At 69.4% G+C, this 21,981-nt stretch carries 15 protein-coding genes; 6 read left to right on the plus strand and 9 right to left on the minus strand.

All coding sequences use genetic code 11. The features are described 5' to 3' along the window. Together INT51_RS02515 and INT51_RS02520 are read left to right on the plus strand one after the other, a co-directional pair. Positions 1 to 2,043, plus strand: a complete 2,043-nt coding sequence (locus tag INT51_RS02515) for a bifunctional aldolase/short-chain dehydrogenase (RefSeq protein WP_193103628.1) — start codon at positions 1 to 3, stop codon at positions 2,041 to 2,043. Beyond that, complete coding sequence (locus INT51_RS02520) at positions 2,040 to 3,587, plus strand: rhamnulokinase family protein (protein ID WP_193103629.1); 1,548 nt, start codon at positions 2,040 to 2,042, stop codon at positions 3,585 to 3,587. The genes INT51_RS02515 and INT51_RS02520 overlap by 4 nt, the downstream gene beginning before the upstream one ends. On the opposite strand, the gene INT51_RS02525 is transcribed toward INT51_RS02520, so the two are convergent. Continuing rightward, on the minus strand, positions 3,547 to 4,560 hold the full coding sequence (locus INT51_RS02525) for a LacI family DNA-binding transcriptional regulator (RefSeq protein WP_304502057.1): 1,014 nt from the start codon (positions 4,558 to 4,560) through the stop codon (positions 3,547 to 3,549). The two genes, INT51_RS02520 and INT51_RS02525, sit on opposite strands and share 41 nt — an antisense overlap. Before the next feature lie 83 nt (positions 4,561 to 4,643). After that, a complete protein-coding gene (locus INT51_RS02530) occupies positions 4,644 to 5,942 on the minus strand; it encodes an ABC transporter substrate-binding protein (protein ID WP_193103630.1) in 1,299 nt (432 codons plus the stop codon). 295 nt (positions 5,943 to 6,237) lie between these two features. On the opposite strand from INT51_RS02530, the gene INT51_RS02535 reads away from it, so the two are divergent. The 3 genes from INT51_RS02535 to INT51_RS02545 all read left to right on the plus strand — a co-directional run bounded on the left by INT51_RS02535 (position 6,238) and on the right by INT51_RS02545 (position 11,351). Next, positions 6,238 to 7,524, plus strand: coding sequence for an MFS transporter (locus tag INT51_RS02535; protein ID WP_193103631.1), 1,287 nt, complete (start codon positions 6,238 to 6,240; stop codon positions 7,522 to 7,524). Positions 7,525 to 7,531: 7 nt separating this feature from the next. Beyond that, entirely contained in the window at positions 7,532 to 9,805 is a 2,274-nt protein-coding gene (locus INT51_RS02540; RefSeq protein ID WP_193103632.1) for an alpha-L-rhamnosidase, read from the plus strand. Positions 9,806 to 10,052: 247 nt separating this feature from the next. Beyond that, positions 10,053 to 11,351: an ABC transporter substrate-binding protein gene (locus INT51_RS02545; protein WP_193103633.1), complete on the plus strand. Its 1,299-nt coding sequence runs from the start codon at positions 10,053 to 10,055 to the stop codon at positions 11,349 to 11,351. 129 nt (positions 11,352 to 11,480) lie between these two features. Here INT51_RS02545 and INT51_RS02550 read toward each other — a convergent pair whose 3' ends face one another. Next, positions 11,481 to 12,554 (minus strand): class I SAM-dependent methyltransferase, encoded by a 1,074-nt coding sequence (locus INT51_RS02550; RefSeq protein WP_193103634.1) that lies wholly within the window; start codon positions 12,552 to 12,554, stop codon positions 11,481 to 11,483. Positions 12,555 to 12,664: 110 nt separating this feature from the next. On the opposite strand from INT51_RS02550, the gene INT51_RS02555 reads away from it, so the two are divergent. Continuing rightward, positions 12,665 to 15,619, plus strand: a complete 2,955-nt coding sequence (locus INT51_RS02555) for a BTAD domain-containing putative transcriptional regulator (RefSeq protein WP_193103635.1) — start codon at positions 12,665 to 12,667, stop codon at positions 15,617 to 15,619. 137 nt (positions 15,620 to 15,756) lie between these two features. On the opposite strand, the gene INT51_RS02560 is transcribed toward INT51_RS02555, so the two are convergent. The 6 genes from INT51_RS02560 to INT51_RS02585 are packed head-to-tail and all read right to left on the minus strand — an operon-like array spanning position 15,757 to position 21,960. Beyond that, a complete protein-coding gene (locus INT51_RS02560; RefSeq protein ID WP_193103636.1) occupies positions 15,757 to 17,571 on the minus strand; it encodes an ABC transporter substrate-binding protein in 1,815 nt (604 codons plus the stop codon). Further along, entirely contained in the window at positions 17,568 to 17,819 is a 252-nt protein-coding gene (locus INT51_RS02565) for a hypothetical protein (protein WP_193103637.1), read from the minus strand. The genes INT51_RS02560 and INT51_RS02565 overlap by 4 nt, the downstream gene beginning before the upstream one ends. Then, complete coding sequence (locus INT51_RS02570) at positions 17,816 to 18,889, minus strand: ABC transporter ATP-binding protein (RefSeq protein ID WP_193103638.1); 1,074 nt, start codon at positions 18,887 to 18,889, stop codon at positions 17,816 to 17,818. Before INT51_RS02570 ends, INT51_RS02565 begins: the two co-directional genes overlap by 4 nt. Beyond that, on the minus strand, positions 18,882 to 19,940 hold the full coding sequence (locus tag INT51_RS02575; protein WP_193103639.1) for an ABC transporter ATP-binding protein: 1,059 nt from the start codon (positions 19,938 to 19,940) through the stop codon (positions 18,882 to 18,884). The genes INT51_RS02570 and INT51_RS02575 overlap by 8 nt, the downstream gene beginning before the upstream one ends. Further along, entirely contained in the window at positions 19,940 to 20,863 is a 924-nt protein-coding gene (locus tag INT51_RS02580) for an ABC transporter permease (protein ID WP_193103640.1), read from the minus strand. Before INT51_RS02580 ends, INT51_RS02575 begins: the two co-directional genes overlap by 1 nt. After that, entirely contained in the window at positions 20,860 to 21,960 is a 1,101-nt protein-coding gene (locus INT51_RS02585) for an ABC transporter permease (RefSeq protein ID WP_193103641.1), read from the minus strand. Before INT51_RS02585 ends, INT51_RS02580 begins: the two co-directional genes overlap by 4 nt. Between the last annotated feature and the right edge of the window lie 21 nt (positions 21,961 to 21,981).

Here is a 21,981-nt window from a genome sequence, read left to right on the forward strand (position 1 = left end):
ATGACCGCAACACACGAGAGCGTCGCCGCCCTGCTGGAACGGTCCCACGCCCTGGGCTCCGATCCGAAGAACACCAACTATGCCGGCGGCAACACCTCCGCCCAGGGCATCGCCACCGACCCAGTCACCGGGGAGGAGACCGAGCTGCTGTGGGTCAAGGGATCCGGCGGTGACCTGGGCACCCTGCAGGAGCAGGGCCTCGCGGTGCTGCGCCTGGACCGCGTGCGCGCCCTGGCCGATGTGTACCCGGGGGTGGACCGCGAGGACGAGATGGTCGCGGCCTTCGACCACTGCCTGCACGGCAAGGGTGGCGCCGCCCCGTCGATCGACACCGCCATGCACGCGCTGGTCGACGCGGCGCACGTGGACCACCTGCACCCCGACGCCGGGATCGCGATCGCGACTGCGGCCGACGGGGAGCGCCTGACGAGGGAATGCTTCGGCGACGCCGTGATGTGGGTGCCCTGGCGCCGCCCCGGGTTCCAGCTGGGGCTCGACATCGCCGCTCTCCAGGCCGAGAACCCCCAGGCGATCGGCTGCATCCTCGGTGGCCACGGCATCACCGCCTGGGGCGACACCTCGGCCGAGGCGCAGGAGAACTCGCTGCGGATCATCGCCGAGGCGACCGCATTCCTCGAGCGCACCGGCACGGTCGAACCCTTCGGCGCCCCCGACTCCTCCCGCGATGCTCTTCCGGAGGCGGAGCGCCGCGCGAAGGCGTCGGCCCTGTTCCCGGTGATCCGCGGACTCGCCTCGACCGATGCACCGGTGGTCGGGCATTGGACGGATACCGAGGCCGTGCACGAGTTCCTCGCGAGCGAGAAGCTGGCACCGCTGGCCGAGCTCGGCACCTCCTGCCCGGACCACTTCCTGCGCACCAAGGTGAAGCCTCTGGTGCTGGACCTGACGGCCGATGCCTCCGTCGAGGACTCCCTCGCCCGGCTGGCGGAGCTGCACGAGGCGTACCGCGTGGACTACTCCGCCTACTACCAGCGCCACGCCGAGCCGGACTCCCCCGCGATGCGCGGCGCCGACCCGGCGATCGTGCTGGTCCCCGGCGTGGGCATGTTCAGCTTCGGCGCCGACAAGCAGACCGCCCGCGTGGCCGGCGAGTTCTACGTCAACGCCATCAACGTCATGCGCGGCGCGGAGTCGATCTCGACCTACGCCCCCATCGAGGAGTCGGAGAAGTTCCGCATCGAGTACTGGGCCCTCGAGGAGGCGAAGCTGCAGCGCAAGCCGAAGCCCAAGCCGCTCGCGACCCGGGTAGCCCTGGTGACCGGTGGCGGCTCCGGCATCGGCAAGGCCACCGCGACCCGCCTGGTCGCTGAAGGCGCCTGCGTGGTCATCGCCGACCTGAACCTCGAAGGCGCCCAGGCGGTCGCCGAGGAGCTCGGCGGGCCCGACAAGGCCGTAGCGCTGCGCGCCGACGTCTCCGACGAGGACGCCGTCGTGCAGGCCGTGGCCGACGCCGTCCTCGCCTTCGGCGGCCTCGACCTCATCGTCAACAACGCCGGGCTCTCGCTGTCCAAGCCGCTGCTGGAGACCACCGCGAAGGATTGGGACCTCCAGCACGACGTCATGGCGAGAGGCTCCTTCCTGGTCTCCCGGGAGACCGCGCGGGTGATGATCGCCCAGGCCATGGGTGGGGACATCCTCTACATCTCCTCGAAGAACTCCGTGTTCGCCGGCCCCAACAACATCGCCTACTCGGCGACCAAGGCCGACCAGGCGCATCAGGTGCGGCTGCTCGCGGCGGAGCTCGGCGGCGAGCAGATCCGGGTCAACGGCATCAACCCCGACGGGGTGGTGCGAGGCTCCGGCATCTTCGCCGGCGGCTGGGGCGCCTCGCGTGCGAAGGTCTACGGCGTCCAGGAGGAGGACCTCGGCGAGTTCTACGCCCAGCGCACCCTGCTCAAGCGCGAGGTGCTGCCGGAGAACGTGGCGAACGCGGTCTTCGCCCTGACCGCGGGCGACCTCTCGCACACCACCGGCCTGCACATCCCGGTCGATGCCGGGGTCGCAGCCGCGTTCCTGCGATGAGCCGCGAGCACGCGGCCGACAGGCCCTGCGCCGTCGCGGCCATCGACCTCGGGGCGACCTCGGGCCGGGTCATGCTCGGCGTGCTCGCCGGTGGCCGGATCGAACTGGTTCAGGCACACCGCTTCGAGAACCGCCTGCGGCACCGCGACGGCCATCTGAGCTGGGATATCGACGCTCTCTGGGCGGAGATACGGCACGGGCTGTCAGAGGCGCACGATCTGGCCCTCGTGCGCGGGCTGGGCCGACTGTCGTCGATCGGCGTCGACTCCTGGGCGGTGGACTACGCGCTGATCGGGCCCGACGCACTGGATCCCGACGGGACACCCGCCCCAGGCTCCGGCACGCGCCTCGGAGAGGTGATCGCCTACCGCGACGACCGCACCGACGGAGTGGCAGAGGCATTCGCGGAGCGCGTCTCCCGGGAGCGGCAGTACGAGCTGACCGGTATCGCCCAACAGCCCTTCAACACTCTCTATCAGCTGGTGGCCGATGATCGACTCACCGCTGCGCAGGCCGGCTCGACGCTGCTGATGGTCCCCGACCTGATCGGTTACCTGCTGACCGGGCAGCGCCGCGCCGAGGTCACCAACGCTTCCAGCACCGGAATGCTCACCGTGGAAGGTCACGACTGGGCCGAGGAGCTCCTGGCCGCGGCCGGAGTGGACCGGAGCCTGCTCACGCCGCTGATCGAGCCCGGAGAACGCGTCGGCGCGGTGCGTCCGGAGCTGGCCGCGGAGCTCGGAATCGGCGAGGTGCCGGTCATCGCCGTCGGCTCCCACGACACCGCCTCGGCGGTGCTCGCGGTGCCGGCCGAAGACAGTTCTCCCGGCGGGGAAACCCTTGCCTATATCTCCTCGGGAACCTGGTCCCTGATCGGTCTCGAACTGCCCGCCGCAGTCCCCAGCCCGAAGGCGCTGACGGCCGGGTTCACCTATGAGGGCGGCGTCGACGGCACCGTCCGGTTCCTCAAGAACGTGGCCGGCATGTGGTTGGTCAGCGAGTCGATCCGGCAATGGCAGGAGGACGGCCTGGAGGTCGACCTCGAGCAGCTGCTCGCCGACGCCGCAGCGGGCCCCGCCGCTCGTGCGCGGATCGATCCCACCGACCCCGCGTTCCTCCCTCCGGGACAGATGGCGGACCGCGTGATCGCGGCAGCGCAGCCGCTCGACAGTGCCGGCGGGAGTCCAGGGCTGGATTCTCCTGCGGGCGTCGTGCGCTGCATCCTCGAATCCCTGGCTGCGACCTACCGCGAAGAGCTGACCACAGCCTGCCGCCTCGTGGACGTGCCGCTCCCCTCCCGACTGCACGTCGTGGGCGGCGGCAGCCGCAACACCCTGCTGAACCAGCTCACCGCCGACGCCCTCGGACTCGAGGTGGTGGCCGGCCCGATGGAGGCGACAGCGCTCGGCAACGTCGCGTTGCAGGCCCGCAGCCTCGGCGTCATGCGCGCTGACCACGGCTCGATCCGAGCGCTGGTACGGGCCAGCGTGGAGCTGGAATCCGTCACCCCGTCGTCGACTCCCGCTCCACCAGCGTCGGCGTGAAGCTCACGTGCCGGGGCGGGGCGTCCGGCGTCGCGATCTCCTCCTCGAGAAGGGCGAGGGCGGTGCGGCCCATGAGGTCCGCAGGCTGCGCCACGGAGGTCAGCGGCACCACGGTGGAGCTCGCGAAAGCGATGTCGTCGTAGCCGACCAGGGCGATCTCCTCCGGCACTGCGACCTGGTGGCGGAACGCGAAGGCCTGCAGCACGCCGACGGCGAGCAGGTCGTTCACGCAGAACACCGCGTCGGGCCGCTCCGCCGCGGGCCGCTCCACGACGCGCATACCGGCCGTGCGCCCGGCGAGCACCGTGAGGTCCTCCGCCTCGAGCACCTCGATCTCCACCCCGGCGTCGGCCGCCGCCTGCCGAGCACCGCGCAGACGGTCGGCGACCTGCCGCAGGTCCTGACGGGCGGCGACGACGGCGATACGACGTCGGCCGAGGGAGGCGAGGTGGCGCACGGCGATCTTCCCGCCGGCGATGTCGTCCACGCTCACGGAAGACCCTCCGTCGCCCTCACGGCCGCTCTCCACGAGCACGACGGGCGTGCCGCGCCGTCGTATCCCGTCGACGAGCTCGCGGACACCTCCGGTCGACGCCAGCAGGATGCCGCGAACCCGCTGTTCCTCGAACAGTGACAGGTACAGCCTCTCGCGCTGCTCCCGGTTACCGGTGCTGCCGGCGATGACGGCGAGGGACGAGGCCTCCGCAGCTGATTCGATGCCGCCGACGAGCTGACCGTAGAAGGGGTTCGCGGAGTCCAGCACGATGGCGCCGACTGTGCGGGACTGTCCGAGCTTGAGCTGTCGTGCGGCGTCGTTGCGCACATAGCCGAGCTCGGCGATCGCGGCCTCGACCCGTTCCCGACGATCGGGGGAGACGATGTCGGGACGATTCAGGACATTGGAGACGGTGCCCACCGAGACGTTCGCGTGCCGGGCGACGTCCTTCATGCTCACCAGATGGGCTCCGGCCACTCCCCCACGCTCCTCGGTTCGTCGACGCCGATCCCGTGGATGCGATCCACAGGTTCATGATCCAGCGACTTTATCTGACGACGTCACCCGAGCATGCCCGCTGCCTCCTCGACCACCGCCGCGCTGGCGCCGGAGGGGTCGGCACGCCCGAACAGGACGTCCTCCGCGTGGCGCGCCAGAGCGTCGTCCACGGCGCCACCACCCGGCGGGGTGATCGGCGGTGGGTCGCCCAGCTCGTCCGCGATGGCTTCGATGAAGTCCACCGCCTTGAGGTCGGACTCGGTGAGCTCGGGGACGATGGTCTCGCGGACATCGAGATTGGCGGGCACCCCACGCTCGGCGAGCAGGAGCTTCCCCGCATCGGGACTGTTCACGAGCCAGTCGACGAAAGCCACGGCCTCCTCCTTCTTCGTGGAGGCCGCCGCGATCGAGAAGTACATCGACGCCTTGTACCAGAGCTGCGCATCGGCGGCGCTGCCGGTCATCGACGGCATTCTCAGAATCACGGCCGTCCCCCCGAGGGAGGAATCCAGGGTCACGACCTGATTGGACCATTGCGATTGGAGACCGCACTTCCCGACCGCGAACAAGGTCTGGTCGACGGACAGGCCTGCTTCCTCGACGGCGACCGAGGAGGGTGGCGCGGCCCCGCTGTCCTGCAGCACGAGCACGAAGTCCATCCATTGCTGGAGCTGCTCGGCGGTGTACCCGATGCCGTCGGGTCCGAACCGGTCCGCGCCGAGCTGGCGCAGGTACACGGTCAAGGGAGGGCCTCCGGTGGCGCCGAACTGCTGAACACCGAACGTCCCCTCGGGAGTGCCGTCTGAGATCCGGGTGGCGATATCCACGAGGTCGTCCCAGGTCCAGGTGGTGTCATCCGGCAGCTCGATCCCAGCAGCCTCGAACACGTCGGGGTTCGCGAGCAGCACCGGGGCGTTGATCCCGGCGTTCACCGCGAACAGTCCGTCATCGACTCGGCCCGCATCCAGGGCCGCGTCATCGAAGGCAGACGTCTCCAGCTCGGTGGTCCCGAGGTCCAAGAGGATCTCGCGACTGGAGTACTCGGCGAGGTAGCCCTCGTCCATCTGGATCACGTCGGGGGCATCCCCACCCGCGATCTGGGTGGCCAGCTTGTCCCAGTAGCCGCCCCAGTCCCCGGGCTCGGCGGAGATGGTGAGGTCCGGCGCCACCTCCTTGTAGGACTCGAGCGCGGCCTTCGTGACTTCGTCGCGTAGAGGGTTTCCCCACCAGGCGAAGCGCAAGGACTCCGCGCCCGACTCCCCCGATCCCCCGCCTCCGGACGCGTTCGGCCCGCACGCGGAGAGCGAGGCGAGCGACGCCAGGGCGAAGGGCGCAGTGAGGGCGGCGCGACGTGTGGGCATGGGTGATCTCCTTCGATCGGCGGGTCCGAGGACTCCGAGTGCCAGGAGTGTAGGCACGGACGTTGAAACGTGTAAACCCTTTCCCGGTCTCACCACTCGTGAGGGGCTTGTGGGCCTCCGCCAGCCTTGCTAGCCTCGCCGGACGCCTTGTTGAGTCGTTTCAACAGTCTGATGCATCACTGCAGGTCAGGACTTGCCCTCGATTCATCGCCCCGGTTCGAAGGAGAACAGCGTGCGACCAGACCGACCCGAAGCCCGTACGCCGAATCCGTGGTGGGTGGCTCTGATCTGCGGGATGGCCTCGTATATCGATGCTGCCGCCATCGTCAGCTCCGGCACTGCACTGGTGCTCTATCAGCATTCCATCGGCATCACCGAGGGGCAGATCGGCGTCCTGTCCGCCACCTTGACCCTGAGCATCGCCGTCGGCGCTCTCACCGGTGGTCGCCTCGGTGATCGTTACGGCCGCCGCAGAGTCTTCCTGACCACGATGGCGATGATCGCCCTCGGTTCGATGCTGCTGGTGCTCGCTCCCGGATTCGCGATGCTCATGGCCGGCATGATGCTCGTCGGCCTCGGTTCCGGCGCCGACCTTCCGGTCTCTCTCGCCTCGATCTCCGAAGCTGCGGCAGACCACAACCGCGGCAGACTCGTCGGCTTCTCACAGATCCTATGGTTCGGCGGGATCATCGGAGCGAACGTCTTCGGCATCGTCGCGGGCGGCATGGGCCAGCTCGGCGGACAGGTCATGTTCGCGCACGTCGGCATCGTCGCCCTGGTCGTGCTGGCGGCCCGGGTGAGCATTCCCGAATCGACGACATGGGCCGATGCCGACCGGGAGCGCACCTCCGGGACGGCGACCATCCGCGCCTCGAACACAGGGCTCAAGGACGTGCTCGGGAAAAGAATCTTCCTGGTGCCCTTCCTCGCCCTGATCGGCTTCTACACCTTCACCAACATCGGCGCCAACACCGGTGGACAGTTCGGCACGTACATCGGAGTGAACGTCGTGGGGATCTCCGTACAGCAGCAATCCCTGCTCGGCATCGTGATGCTCGGGGTCGGGATGCTCGGGGCGCTCGCGTTCATGCGGATCGTCGACACCCCGCTGCGGATGACGGTCTACGCCGTCGGCGCGATCCTCCTGGCCGGCTCCTACCTCATCCCCGTGATCTTCGGCTTCACCCTGATCCCGTGGATCGCCCTCAGCTTCTTCAACGCCATCGGCGGCGCGTTCGCTTTCGAGGCGATCATGAAGGTCTGGTCCCAGGAATCCTTCCCGACCCTGCTGCGCTCCACCATCCAGGGGTCCGTGATCGGCATCGCCCGGGTCATCGCCGCCGGAGTCGCCCTGATCACCCCGGCCCTGATGAACACCCCGGCCCTGGCCTACCTCCTGATCGCGATCATCGTGGCCGTCGGCCTCGGCTGCGGATGGGCAGGTTTCCGACGCTCACGGTTCGACGCCTTCGCCGCGGAATCACTCGACCCCTCCTCCCTCTCCTCCGTTCCTGCAGCATCCCGCACCACATCGCACCCGCAGTACTCCCCGACCACCCCGTACGTCCCGACCGAGAGGTGACCCCTTCATGACCACTCCCACTGCTGCCGACCCCCTCGCACCAGCCCGCGCCATCACCGCCGCCGGGGCCGGCGGCCGCGCTCCCGTGCTCGCCGCCCGCGCCGACCTCACCCAACCGGCCTCCTCCATCGCCCATGCCGAGCTTCTCGCCACCGCGCACGGCATCTACGAGGCGACCATCAACGGCTCCCCCGCCACCGAATCCGTGCTCAACCCCGGCTGGACCGTCTACGAGTCGCGCCTCCAGGTGCAGAGCTTCGACGTCACCGAGCAGGTCCGCGCCGGCGACGGGCAGGTCGAGCTCTCCGTGCTCCTCGGCCGCGGCTGGTGGAACGGCGACTTCGGTTTCACCGATGCCTACGCGAACTACGGCGAGGACAACGCCCTGCTCGCCGCCCTCGTCATCACCTATCAGGACGGCTCCACCCAGAGCCTCGTCACCGACGAGACCTGGACCGCCACCGACTCGCCCATCACCTTCGCCACGATCTACGACGGCCAGCACGAGGACCGCCGGCTCGCAGCCGGTGACCCTCGCCCCGTGCGGGTCGCCGAGATCGACCGCGCCACACTCATCGAGCAGGCCTCGCCGCTGATCACCCGGCACGAGTCCCGCCGGCCGGAGAAGATCTGGACCTCCCCGTCGGGCAGGACCCTCCTCGATTTCGGGCAGAACCTCGTGGGATGGCTGCGTTTCACCGTCACCGGCCCCGAGGGCACCGAGATCACCCTGCGCCACGCCGAGGTGCTCGAGCACGAGGAGCTCGGCACCCGCCCGCTGCGGTCGGCGAAGGCCACCGACCACCTCATCCTGGCCGGAGATCCCGCCGGAGAGACCTTCGAGCCCACCTTCACCTTCCACGGCTTCCGCTACGCCGAGGTCACCGGCTGGCCCGGCGAGCTCACGGCGCAGGACATCGAGGCGGTGGTGGTCCACTCCGAGATCCGCCGCACCGGCTGGTTCGAGTCCTCCCACCCCGGCGTGAACCAGCTGGTGGAGAACTCGATCTGGAGCCAGCGCGGCAACTTCCTCGCCGTCCCCACCGACTGCCCGCAGCGCGACGAGCGCCTGGGCTGGACCGGGGACATCGCCGCCTACGCCGCCACCGCCGCCTTCCAGTTCGACGTCTCCGACTTCCTGCACAACTGGCTGATCGACGTCCAGGCCGAGGCGAGCCTGCCGCCGCTGAGTTTCGTGCCCTTCGTCGTGCCGGACATCCTCAAGCTCCGCTCCCACGGCGACGATCCGGTCGCTGATCAGCCGACGGAGAAGCCCACCGCCATCTGGGGCGACGCCGCGATCTGGGTCGCCGAGGCACTGTGGAACGCCTACGGCGATCTCGATCGTCTGCGCGAGGAGTACCCCGGCATGGTGCTGCACCTCGAATCCGTGGAGCGTGCCCTCTCCCCCACCGGCCTGTGGGACACCGGCTTCCAGTTCGGGGACTGGCTCGACCCGGACGCACCCCCGGAGGATGCCGCCGCGGCGAAGGCCGACACGGGTGTCGTGGCGACCGCCTGCCTGGTGCGATCGGCACGATTCGCCGCCGAGACCGCCCGATTGATCGGCCAGGACTCCGACGCCCGCCGCTGGCAGGACCTCGCCGATCGCACCTTGAGCGCCTTCACCGACGCCTACGTGCAGGCCGACGGTCGCATTCTGTCGGACTGCGCGACCGTGTACGCGCTCGCGATCGCCTTCGACCTGCTCGACGAGGGCACGCGGGAGCAGTCCGCGCAGCGTCTGGCGGAGGTGGTCCGCGAGGCGGGCTACAAGGTCTCCACCGGGTTCGCCGGCACCCCCTTCGTGACCTGGGCGCTCTCGGAGACCGGCCATATCGAGGACGCCTACCGGCTGCTGCTGGAGGAGGAGAACCCCTCCTGGCTGTACCCCGTCTCGATGGGCGCCACCACGATCTGGGAACGCTGGGACTCGATGCTCCCGGACGGGTCCATCAACCCCGGAGAGATGACCAGCTTCAACCACTACGCCCTGGGCGCCGTGGCCGATTGGATCTACCAGGTCGTCCTCGGCATCCGCCCCGCCGAGCCCGGCTACCGCCGCCTCCGCATCCAGCCCACCCCCGGCCCGGGCATCGACTGGGCGAAGGGCGCCTACGACTCGGCAGCCGGCCGCATCGAGGTGGAATGGTCGAGGGACCGCGACGGCGCTTTCACCCTCGCCGCGACCGTCCCCGACGGCGTGATCGCCGACGTCCTGCTGCCGGATGGGATGCAGCAGGAGGTCACGGGTACCGGGGAACGGATCACCGTGGCCTGAGCCAGCCCAGCTCCGGCATCAGGCCCGTCGCCGCACCCATCGCGGTGCGGCGGCGGGCCCGAGAACCAATCCGCTGGCGGAACAGCCTCACCGCCCACCTCGTGGAAAGCGGTTGACGGTGTGGGGCCACGGCAGGAAGACTCACTACTCGCAGCGTCGCCAGCCCAGCCCAGTGTTTCTCACGTGGGCACCGACCCCGTCGGCAGGGGCGCGGCCCAACCCGTCTCGCCCCCCGCAGGAGGAACCCTTGCTCTCTCGTCGACATGTCCTCGCGCTCATGGCCGCTGCCGGTGCGGCCCCCGCACTGGCCTCCTGCGGCCCCAATGCGGGCACCGACGACGGTGGGCTGCGGGTCTACTGGTGGGGAGGGGACCTGCGTGCCGGCATCACCCAGGACGTCCTGGACATGTACACCGCGGACCATCCCGAGGTGTCGGTCGCCCCGGAGTACAGCGAGTGGTCCGGCTACTGGGACAAGCTCGCCACCCAGACCGCCGGTGGCGCCAGCCCGGACGTGATCCAGATGGACGAGGCCTATATCGACTCCTACGGCAGCAAGGGCTCGCTGCTGGACCTCGAGACCGTTTCCGACACCCTGGACCTCTCGGCGATGGACGAGGCCATCCTGGAGACCGGGCGACTGGCCGACGGGACCCTGGTGGGCGCCCCGAACGGGTTCAACCTCTACGCGACCGGCATGAATCCGACGATTCTCGAGAAGGCCGGGATCGCACTGCCGGACGACACCACCTGGACGTGGGAAGATTTCCTGGCGCTGAGCCAGGAGCTCTCCGAGTGGGGCAAATCCTCTGGTGATGGAGAGTTCGGCACCAACGGTTTCGGTCTCGGCGCGGGCGATCTGGCCGCCTGGGCGCGGCAGACGAACAATGAACAGCTCTTCCCGCGGGACGACGAGGAGCTGGTCACCAAGGACACCATCGTGTCCCTGCTGGACTTCAGCCTCAGCCTCGGCGCCAGCGGCGCCGCCCCCGAGGCGGGTGCGCAGATCGAGAACTCCTCCGCGAGCCTTGAGCAGGGCCTGTTCGCCACCAATCGCTGCGCGTTCCGACAGGTCCCGAGCTCGCAGATCCTCGCCTTCCAGGACTCCTCCGGCGCTCCCCTGCAGCTCCTGCGGATGCCGGGGCGCACCAGCGGTCAGTCGAACATGGTGAACAAGGCGTCGATGTACTGGTCCCTCGGGGCCGAGGCCACGGATCCTGCGGCCGCAGCCGGCCTCACGGGTTTCCTGCTCACCGACGAGGCCGCAGCCGAGGTGCTCAAGATCGAGCGCGGCATCCCCGCCTTCCCCGCGATCCAGGAGGCGGTGCGCCCGCTGCTGACCGAGAACGAGCTGATCTCGCTCGACTTCGCGCAGATGATGCAGGAGGAGGTCGTGAAGCCTCCCGTGGTCACCCCTGCCAGCGGGGTCGGCTTTGGCGACGAATACACCCGCCTCGCGGAGGAGTCGCTGTTCGAGAAGCGCAGCCCATCCGACGTGGCCGACGAGATGCTCGAGATCCTCACCGGCATGCAGCCCGAGCGCTGACCCGGTCGGGCAGTGCGTCCCGAGTGGGCAGTGACCGATGAACGGTGACTGCAGGCGGCAGGGCCCGGGGATGGTCGAGAGATCGACCGGTTCCGCGACCCTGCCGTCTGCAGGCCACACCGAGCTGCGCTACACCCGCGCCTGGACCACCATGTTGATCATCGAGTCCGCGACGTGCCGGACGTCGGAGAATCCAGCCTGTTCGAGCACCTCCCGCAGCCGCTTCAACCCGGCTTGGGCACCCAATGCCGTCCCGACCGGCTGGCTGAGCGAGTTCCCGACGCAGAGGAACGTCGAGGCCGCATAGCCGAACGGCGCCACCGGATTCTCGGCCAGATTCGTCGCCAGATCGTCTTCCGCCCTGCCCTCGACCAGGACCAGCGATCCGCCCGGCGCGAGCGCGTGACGGGCGTAGGCGCCTGAACCGACCGGGTCGCCGAGGTCGTGGAAGGCGTCGAAGAACGTGATGACGTCGTAGCCCTCCTGCGGGTATCCCTGGCAGTAGTTCACCTCGAAGCGCACGCGGTCGGCGACGCCGGCCTCCTTGGCCCGCTGCCGCGCGACCTCGATCGACGGCGCGTGCAGGTCGTAGCCGACGAACTGCGAACGGGGGAAGGCTTGGGCCAGCAGGATCACCGGGAGCCCGTATCCGGTGCCGACGTCGGCCACCAGGGCACCGGCCTCGAGCTTCTCGGCCACGCCGTCGAGCGCCGGCACCCATTCGGAGACCAGGCTGGCCCGGTACATTGCGCCGAAAGAGCGCTCCGTCCCGCGGAACACGGCCGGGTCGTGGTCACCCCACGGGATGCCCTGTCCGGTGCGGAAGGCCTCGACGAGCGGCCCGATATCGCGGAACAGCCCCTCGGTCAGTACACACATGCCGGTCATCGCGGCCGGCGAATCGTCGATGGCGAGCACCGCTGCCGTTTCAGGGGGCAACGTGAAGGTCCCGCTCTCCGGGTCATAGGTCACGAGGCCCACCGCGGCCTGCTGCGCCAGCCACTCCCGCACGTAGCGCTCGGCGGTGCCGGTCGTATCGGCCAATCGCTGCGGCGTCACGGCTCCCTCGGCGGCCAATGCCGCGTAGAGCCCCAACCGGTCACCCACCAGGATCATCGCCGACGTGGCCGCGCCGGTCGCGAGACCGACCACCTGCTGGGCGACGGCACCCACCTTCTCCAGATCGAGCTCAACTGCGGTCATGGTCCTCACTCCTTCGGTTCGGTGCCCTTCCGGGCACTGCCGATGCTGATCGCAGGCCCTTCCATGCCCCTGCCATTGCGCTGTCACGCCGCCGGGAAGACAATCGGGTCATGGCACAGGCGCCGGTCGAGCTCGGTGTCCTCGGGGCGCTGGAGGTCCGGCGCGACGAGGCGGAGATCGCACTGCCCGGCCTGCGACGACGCACCGCCCTCGCGGCTCTCGCGGTCCACGCCCCGCACCCTGTGAGTGCAGACGCCCTGGTCGAGGCAGTCTGGGGCGATACAGTCCCGGGAATCACCCACGCCGCCCTGCACACGGTCGTCTCCCGATTGCGGGGAGCCCTCGGCGAGAACACCGTGCGGTACGGCCCGGCGGGCTACACGCTGGCCCTCGGTGCCGGCGCGGTGGACGCCGACCGGTTCACCGTGCTGTGCGCTCAGGCGGCGGCCGGCGGACCCGGTGATGCGGCGGCACTGCTGGACCAGGCCCTCGGATTGTGGCGCGGGCCGGCCTACGCAGAGTTCGCCGACCTCGACTTCGCCCGAGCCGAAGCCGTCCGGCTGGACGAGCTGCACCTGGACGCCCGTGAGAACCGCGCCCGCGCGGCCCTGGACCTCGGGACCGTCGAATCCGCCGTCACGGAGCTGGAATCCCTCGTCGCCGAGCAGCCCCTGCGCGAGCAGGCTCGGGCCCTGCTGATGACCGCGCTCTATCGCGCCGGCCGGCCGAGCGAGGCACTCGACCGCTTCGAGGAGCTGCGTCATGCCTTGCGCGAGGAGCTGGGGCTCGATCCCTCCCCCGCGCTGCATGACCTGCACCGGCGGATCCTCGATCACCGTGTGCCGGGGGCGGCGCCACCCCCGCACAGCACCGTGGAGCCGCCCGTCTGGCCCTCGCGGGACACCGCGTTCATCGGTCGTGAGGACGAATCGGCTCTTCTCCTGCGGTCGGCTCGAGACCACCGCCTCGTGACCGTCTCGGGGCCCGGCGGGGTGGGGAAGACTCGACTGATCGCGGAGACCCTCTCGGGGATCTGCACTGCGACCGCACGTCAGGGCACCGTGGTCTCCCTCGAGGAGGTTCTCCCCGGCGAGGTGACAGCTCGGATCACGGCGGTGCTCGGCCTCGGCCCGGGCCCCGAGGCCCCGAGGGAGGCCATGCTGGAACATCTCGCGCGCTCCCCGCTGATCCTGGTCCTCGACGGATGCGAGCACGTGCTGGATGAGGTGCGGGGCATCGCCGACGCCGTCCTGCGCACCTGCCCGCAGGTGCGCCTGCTGCTCACGAGCAGGACCCGACTCGGCCTGACCGATGAGAACCTCCTGCCGCTCGAACCGCTGGCCGTCCCGGCCCCGGACGCTCCACCGACCCAGGATCCGACCAGTCCTGCCGAGCGGCTGCTGCTCGACCGGATCCGACGACTGCGACCTGCCTTCACGCTGTCGTCGACGCAGCGCACGCAGGTGAGCGAGCTGTGCCGCCTGCTCGACGGTCTGCCGCTGGCCCTCGAGATGGTCGCTCCCCAGGTGGCCGCGCTCGGGCTGGCACCGGTGTGTGAGCGGATCGGCGCGGGGACCGACCTCTCCGGGTCGCGGGAGTTCGGAGCGGACACGACCCTGTTGCAGGTGGTAGGGCGATCCCTTGACATGCTGAGGCCGGGCGACCTGCGCCTGCTGGTGGCCCTGACCTCCTTCTCGGGGCGCTTCGATCTGAGAGCGGTCGAGGGCGTTCGCCGTGCCGGCTCCGGGACGGCGCCCGACGTCGAGTCCGAGGTCGCCGCCGGCTCTGCGATGGCGGGCCTGACGCGCTTGGTCGAAGCCTCCCTCGTGGCACCCGTTCCCGGCGGTGCGACGACCCGGTACCGGCTGCTGGAGATCGTCCGGGCCGCCGCCGCATCACGGGCCGAGCCGGGGCAGAGGGACGCGGACGCCGCGGCGCATGCGGAATGGGCGGCGATCAGCGCGGAGACCTGCGCTGCACGGGCGATCGGACCGTCGAGCGCCGAGGCGTACGCGCGGCTCGGGACGCTGCGCACCGATCTGGCCGACGCCCTGCGCTGGTCGTTCGACCACGACGCGACGGATATCGCGGAGCGGATCGGTGGAGCCCTCGGACTGTGCTCCCACTGGTTCCCCGGGCGCGAACTGGCGGCGCTGGCGGCGCGGGTCGCGCAGAGAGGACCGTCGACCACCGGCCCGGAGGCGTCCCGCACAGCACTGTCCCTGGGCACCGGAGCATTCGCAGCGGTCGCGGTGGGCGACAGCCCTACGGCGGAGGTGCTCGGAGCGCGCTCGCTGCAGATCGCCCGCACCTCGCACGAGTACTACTTGGCCCTGCTGTGCCTCTCCCTCGCCGCGCTGTACAGCGGACGGCGGAACGCTGCGCGCGAGCGTTTCGAGCGGATGCTCGAGATACCCGATCTTCCCGACGCCTACCTGGCCGATGCGCATGCCTCGCTCGCGATACTCGCTGCGACTCTCGGCGACCGGCACGAGGCGGAGCGGCAGGCTGCCGCAGCACGAGAAACCGCCGAGCGCAGCGGGGCCCTGGCGCATTCCGCGTTCGCCCTGTACGCGACCGGGGAAGTCCTCCTGACGACCACCCCGAGTGCCGCGCCGGACGTGCTGCGCGAGGCTGCAGCCCGCGCCGATGCCGCCAGCGCGGACCATGTGAGCACGGTGGCACGGCTAGCGCTGCTCTCGGCGCTGGTGCGCGGGGACGACGCCGTCGCGGCCCGGCGCCTTGCACTCGAGCTGCTGGATCCGCTGCGGCGTGGTACCTGCTGGCCGTACCTCTGGACCTGCCTCCGAATCGTCGCAGAGCTCTTCGCCCGTACCGGCGGTCCCGCGGACGCAGAGCTGCTGCTCGCCGCCGCGGACGCCAACCCCACCTCGCCACCGCTCGCCGGGGACGACATCGAGCGATATCGCAGCGTGCGGGCGCAGATCACGGACGAGATCGGCGCGGACGCCGTCACGCGGATCGACGTCCTCGCCGGGCTGCTTCCGCGCAGCGAGATCGCTGAGCGGGCCTACGGCTGGACGCAGCGCCTCGCGAGGACGTGAGCCGCGCGCCGGTCCCATGCCCACGCTGTTGTGCGCCTGACTTCCCTCTGTGGAAGGCAGGCGCACAACAGCGTCAGGGTCGACCGTGGGCGCCGGTGCCGAGTCCCGTTCCGCGACCCGGTCCCCGCGCCCGGGGCTCAGCCTTCGACCGGCTTGATGTCCCCGCGGAACATCTTCAGCACTACGAAGTTGTCCGCGTAGGGCGCGTTCTCCAGAATCGGATCTCCCGGCTCCGGGAAGCCCTCGACGCGCTCGCCCTCCAGAGCAGGGTTGTTCCCGTAGCGCTCGAAGATCGGGATGATCGGCAGCAGCTCGTTGAAGGCCAGTGCCACCGTGGACACGTTCTTCTTCTGCTCCTCGACATCGAGGCCCTCGCCGGACTGGGCCACCAGTGCCTCCAGGTCCACCGTCCCGGCGGAGGTCTCCACGTCCTGGAGCGGGAAGGCGTAGCCCTTGCCGCCCTGGTTCTTCGCGATCGGGATGTTGTGGAGGAACAAGTCCTGCACGAAGGAGAAGTGCGGGTGCGGGTGAGCGGAGGATCCCCAGGCCTGGATCGCCATCTGGAAGTCACCCTTGTCGATGTCGATCGGCGCCTGCTTGTCGTCCAACCCGCGAGCGGTCACCGAGATGCCGAAGGCCGTGAGCTGCTCGGCGATGTCCTTGCCCGAAGCCGACCAGTCGGCGTAGGTCTGCGGGAACTGGATCTCGTACTCGGCGGCGTTCCCCTCGGGGGTCATCCAGGCGTCGCCGTCCTTGGTCCAGCCGGCCTCCTCGAGGAGCGAGGTGGCCTTGTCGAGATCCTGCTCGTACGTATCGATCTTGCCCTTGACCTCGTCGGTCAGCCACTGGTCGACGAAGTTGTCCGAGAAGCCGACCATGTTGACCACGGCCTTGCCCGAATCGGCGAGGGAGATCTGCCCGTTGACCTCACGGTCGATGAGGTACGCGAAGGCCTTCCTGGTACGCGCATCGGCGAACTCCGGGAACTGGTCCTGGTTGAGGTACAGGGCGGGGCCCGAATACACCGGCGGTCGCAGGATCGTGTACCCGGCGGCCTCGAAGGGCTCCTCCGAGGCCGGCGCGAAGCCGTGGGTCGCATAGTCGACGTCCCCGGACTGCACCAGCGAGGTGATCTCCGTGGTCTCGCCGTTGTACATCACCACGGTGTCGAACAGGACCTTGTCGGCCCCGAATCCGCTCTCGTTGCGCACCAGGGTGAGCTGCGTGTTGGTGATGGTGTCGTAGTCGAAGTCGTACGGACCGGAGACGACCACGGTGTCGGGCTTGAAGGTCTGGAACTCGGTGCCCAGCGCCTCGCCGTCGCCCTCGTCCATGGTGCCGCCGGCATCGACGATCGCCTTGGCGCGGTCCGCCCACTCGCCGTACTGCGCGGTGGAGAGGATGTTGCTCTTGAGCACGTAGCGCTCGAGGACCGCCGGCGGGTTCTCGAAGCTCACCACGACGGTGGAATCGTCCGGCGCCTCCAGGCCCGTGATGAAGTCCCAGGCCGGGGAGCGCTGGATGAACTGCACATAGAACGAGGTCAGGTAGTCCTGCGACGTGAGCGCCGAACCATCGCTCCAGGTCAGACCGGACTTGATCGTCACCGTGAGGGTCTTGGCGTCACTGTCCAGAGTGTGCGACTCCGCGATCAGGTACTCCCACTCCTGATCGGCCCACAGCCACAGCGCCGACGGCGGCACCAGCAGGTCGCGGTACGGCCCGTCACCGACGATGCTGGTGGGGACTCCCGCGTACGGCAGTCCGGCGAAGTTGAAGTGCCCCTCGGGCGGTGCCTGGAAGGGCCAGGCACCGTGGAAGGCGCTCGCACCACCTTCCCCGTCACCTCCGCCTTCCGGCTCGGCAGGTGCGCACGCGGCGAGGCCGGCCCCTGCAACAGTGGTCAGGCCGACCGCTTTGAGGACGTCACGGCGGTTCCAGGTGGTGTTCATGGGTTCTCCTTGGTTGTGACGACCGGGTCGTCGATGAGGTCGGACATCGCATCGTCGCGATGTCGTCGGCGGAAACTGAGGCGTCGCACGACTACGGAGCCGACGACGATGCCGAGACCGAGCAGGAGCGCGAGGATGCTCACGACTCTTTCGCCGGTGCCGGCGTCGGTCACGGGGAGCATGAGTGCCGAGCCGGCAGCCACGAAGCAGCCCAGGGACAGCAGCGCCCTGGTGGCGGTGTCGATCACGGGAGACCACCCCCTCCGGCGGCCGTACCGGCGGACGCGGCCGGCTGCGGATCGGTGACCACCATGCAGGCCACGTCCTGGGCTGGTGCCTCGGGGGCGGACCGCAACAGCGGGATGACCTCCCGGCAGCGGTCCTCCGCGAGCGGGCACCGCGGATGGAAGGTGCACCCGCTGGGCAGGTCGGACAAGCTCGGGATATCGGCGCTGAGCAGCCCACCACCGGCCTTCTTCTGCCGGGCCAGCTCCGGGTCGGGCTCGGGAACGGCCTCCAGCAGCGCCTTCGTGTACGGGTGCTGCGGGTTGTTGATCACCTGCGGCGTCGGCCCGACCTCGACGATCTTGCCGAGGTACATCACCGCCGTGCGCCCCTCCCAGGCGAAGTACTTCGCCAGCGCGAGGTCGTGGGTGATGTAGATGAACCCGACGCCGTCCTCCTTGCGCAGCTTCGTCAGCATGTTCAGCAGGCTCACCCGGATGGAGACGTCCAGCATCGAGGTCGACTCGTCGGCGATCAGCAGCCGGGGCGAGAGGGTGAGCCCCCGCGCGACCGACACCCGCTGGCGCTGCCCGCCGGACAACTGGTGGGGGAACTTCGCGCTGTAGCTCTCGGGGGGCATGAGGTCGACCGTGGTCAGCAGCTCGTCGACCCGCTGGTCGACCTCGGCTGCGCTATGGGCCAGGCCGTGCCGCCTCAGCGGGACCGACAGCGTGCTGCGCACGGATCGGATCGGGTTCAGCGAGGCGTAGGGGTCCTGATGGATGTACTGCACGGCGCGGCGGTATTCACGGCGCTGCGCACGAGTCATCTCGGTGAGGTCCGTCCCCTCGAAGCGGACCGAGCCGGAGCTCGGGGGCGCCAGCCCCGCGGCCAGCCGAGCAGTGGTGGTCTTCCCGCTGCCGGACTCACCGACCAGGCAGAGCACCTCACCGGCGCCGACGCTCAGGGAGACATCCGAGACTGCCGGCAGGTCCTTGCCCTTGACGTGGAACACCTGAGAGGCATGGTCGAGCTCGATCAGCGGAGCTGACGAGGACTGGTGGGACGTGGAATCGGGGGTGGTCTCAGGCACGCGCGATCACCTTCCGTTCGTGGTGGACCTGGTCGTGGTGGATGCAGGCCGCCGCGTGGGTCATGTCCGCCGGCCGCTGGGTGAGGGTGATCAGCTCGGGCTCGGCCTCTCGGCACTCGTCGGTCGCGAGCTCGCAGCGCGGCGCGAAGGCGCACCCGGGAGGCAGCGTCGCCAGCGACGGCGGGGCCCCGGGGATCGAGGCGAGCTCCGGCAGGTCGCCGGTGACCGGTGGGACGGCGTTGATGAGCTTGGAGGTGTACGGGTGCTTGGGCGCGGTGAAGATGTCCTTCGTCGTGCCGGTCTCGATGACCTTCCCGGCGTACATCGTGACCACCCGATCGGCGAGCTCCGCAGCGAGCGCCAGATCGTGCGAGATGAAGATCATCGCGAACCTGTACTCGACGCGCAGCTCTGCGAGCAGGTCGATCACCGTGCGCTGGGTGAGGATGTCCAGCGCGGTGGTCGGCTCGTCCAGCACCAGCAGCCGCGGGCGCAGCAGCAGGCCGGTCGCGATCAGCGCACGCTGCTTCATGCCTCCGGACAGCTCGTGCGGGTAGCTGCCGAGCACGCGCCGGGGCTCGAGCCGCACGGACCGCAGAGCCTCCGCGGAGCGTTCGAGGACCTCGCGGCGCGGCATCCGTCCGTGCGCGTGATCGAGAAGCGTGTCGGCCATCTGCTGGCCGACCGTGAGCACCGGGTTGAAGGCGTTCTGGGCACCCTGGAACACCATGGCCGCCTCCGACCATCGCCACCGTCGCAGCTGCTGGGCCGTCATGGCGGTCACGTCCTTCGTCGCGCCGTCCTCGCCGGTGAAGGCGACGGACCCGCCCGTGATCTCCCCGAGCGTGGGCAGCAGGCGCAGCAGCGCCAGCCCCAGCGTGGTCTTCCCGGACCCGGACTCGCCGACCAGGGCCAGCGAAGAATCGGGATACAGGTCGAAGCTGACGCCGCGCAGAGCGCGGACCCGGGTGTCCTTCCCGGTGCGGTACGCGACCTCGAGGTCGCGTGCCGACAGGACGGGGGCGGGGTCGGTAGTCGTCTCTGGGCTCATCAGCGGTCCCTCAATCGTGGGTTCAGGATCTCTTCGAGGGTGCGGGTCAGCAGGATCAGCCCCAGCTGCAGCAGGACGATCATCGTGACCGGGGCGACGATGTACGGCATCGCGTCGGGGTTGAACATCGCACCCTTGGTCCAGGCGTCGTTGATCATGATTCCCCAGTTCACGCCCTTCTGCGGGGCGAGGCCGAGCAGGTACAGGCCCACCATCGCGTAGATCGCGTTGGTGACCGCGATGATGAAGTTGATCAGGATGTAGCTGGCCATGTTGGGGACGATCTCCCCGAACACGATGCGCACCCACCCGACGTCGAGCAGCTGCGCCGCCTCGACGAACTCGCGCTCCTTGAGCGACAGCACCTGGGCGCGGATCGAACGCATCAGCACCGGCCAGGTCAGGATGCCGATGATGACGCCCAGCAGGACCGGCGAGTCCAGGTTGTAGAACGCGCCGACCACGGCCAGCAGCACGATCTGCGGGACGGTCATCACGATGTCGGTCAACTGGAGCATCAGGGCATCGAAGCGGCCGCCGAAGTAGCCGGCGAGCGCGCCGATGGCCACGGCGATCACAGTGGTGATGGAGGCGGCGAGGAACCCGACCATCAGCACGGTCTGCCCGCCGATGACCAGCAGGTGCAGGGTGTCCTTGCCGCTGCCTTCGAGGCCGAGCCAGTGCTGGGCACTGGGGCCCTCCCAGGCGCGGGCCGCGTCACCGGGCACCTGGGTTCCGACCACCAGAGGGCCCACCAGGGAGACCAGCAGGATGGCGAGAACCAGGCACAGGCCGATGAAGCCGGAGGTGCTCCTGGTCAGTTCATTGAAGAGCCGGCGCAGTGGACTGACTCCGACAGCTTTGCCGGCCACGGGGGCCGGGACGCCGGTCCCTGCAGCGGTGGGCGGAGCGGCGGCGCTCATGCGGCACCTCCTTCGCCGAGTCGGATCCGAGGATCGAGGGCGGCGTTGATCAGGTCGGCCGCGAGGTTCGCGAGCACCACGGTGACGGTCACCACCAGCAGCACCCCTTGGATCGTCGGGTAGTCACGGGTGTTGATCGACTCGAAGAGCAACAGCCCGACGCCCTCGTACGAGAACGTCTGCTCGACGAAGATCGCGCCGCCGACGATGAAGCCGGCCTGGGTGGCGATCTGTGCGATCAGCGGCAGCAGGGCGTTGCGGCCGACGTAGTTGGTCTGGATCCGGGATTCCTTCAGGCCGCGCGCCTTCGCGACGGTCACGTAGTCCTCGCCCAGCACCTGGGTGGTCGAGGCCTTCATGATCAGCGCCCAGGTCCCCACGGTGGTGAGGATGTACGTGATCATCGGAAGGGTCGCGTGGTAGCCGATGTCCGAGAGGAACCGCAACGAGAATTCAGGTTCGACCCCGGGTGACATGTTGCCGCGCATTCGCGTGTAGTCGATGATCTCGAGCTGGACGGCGCCGACCACCACGATCAGGATCGCGAGCAGGTAGTTGGGGATCGCGTGGAAGCCACTGCCGATGATGGAGACCGCGTGGTCGATGACCCCGCCACGGCGGTAGGCCATGATCATGCCGAGGATCAGCCCGATGGTGATGGAGATGAGCAGCGCGAGGCCGACGCTGTACAGCGTCCACGGAAGGTGCTGGGCGATCTTCTCGGTGACCGTCACGCCGGGCGTCGCGATCGAGGTGCCCATGTCTCCCTGGACCAGCCCCACCAGGTAATCGATGTACTGGCGCCAGATCGGGGTCGCCGGATCGAAGCGGAAGAAGTTGCTCGCCTCGGCCGCAGCCTGTTCGTAGCTCTTCCCGTACAGGGCGATCTGCTGGTTGATGTAGACGTCCACGGGGTTGCCCGGGAGCAGGCGCACCATCAGGAACACACCGGAGGCGACCACCCAGACCACGAACAGCGACCGCAGCAGGCGGCGAAGGATGAACGAGTGGTAGATCCGGTGCCCGAGCGGTGCGCGGGGACGTGCGTGCGGTCGAGACCCCGGCGGGGCCTCGGACGTCGATACATCAGCGGTCATTGCTCTCCTTCGACAAGCGAC

It is taken from the genome of Brachybacterium sp. FME24 (genome assembly GCF_014897705.1).
In the GTDB taxonomy this organism is placed as follows: Bacteria; Actinomycetota; Actinomycetes; order Actinomycetales; family Dermabacteraceae; genus Brachybacterium.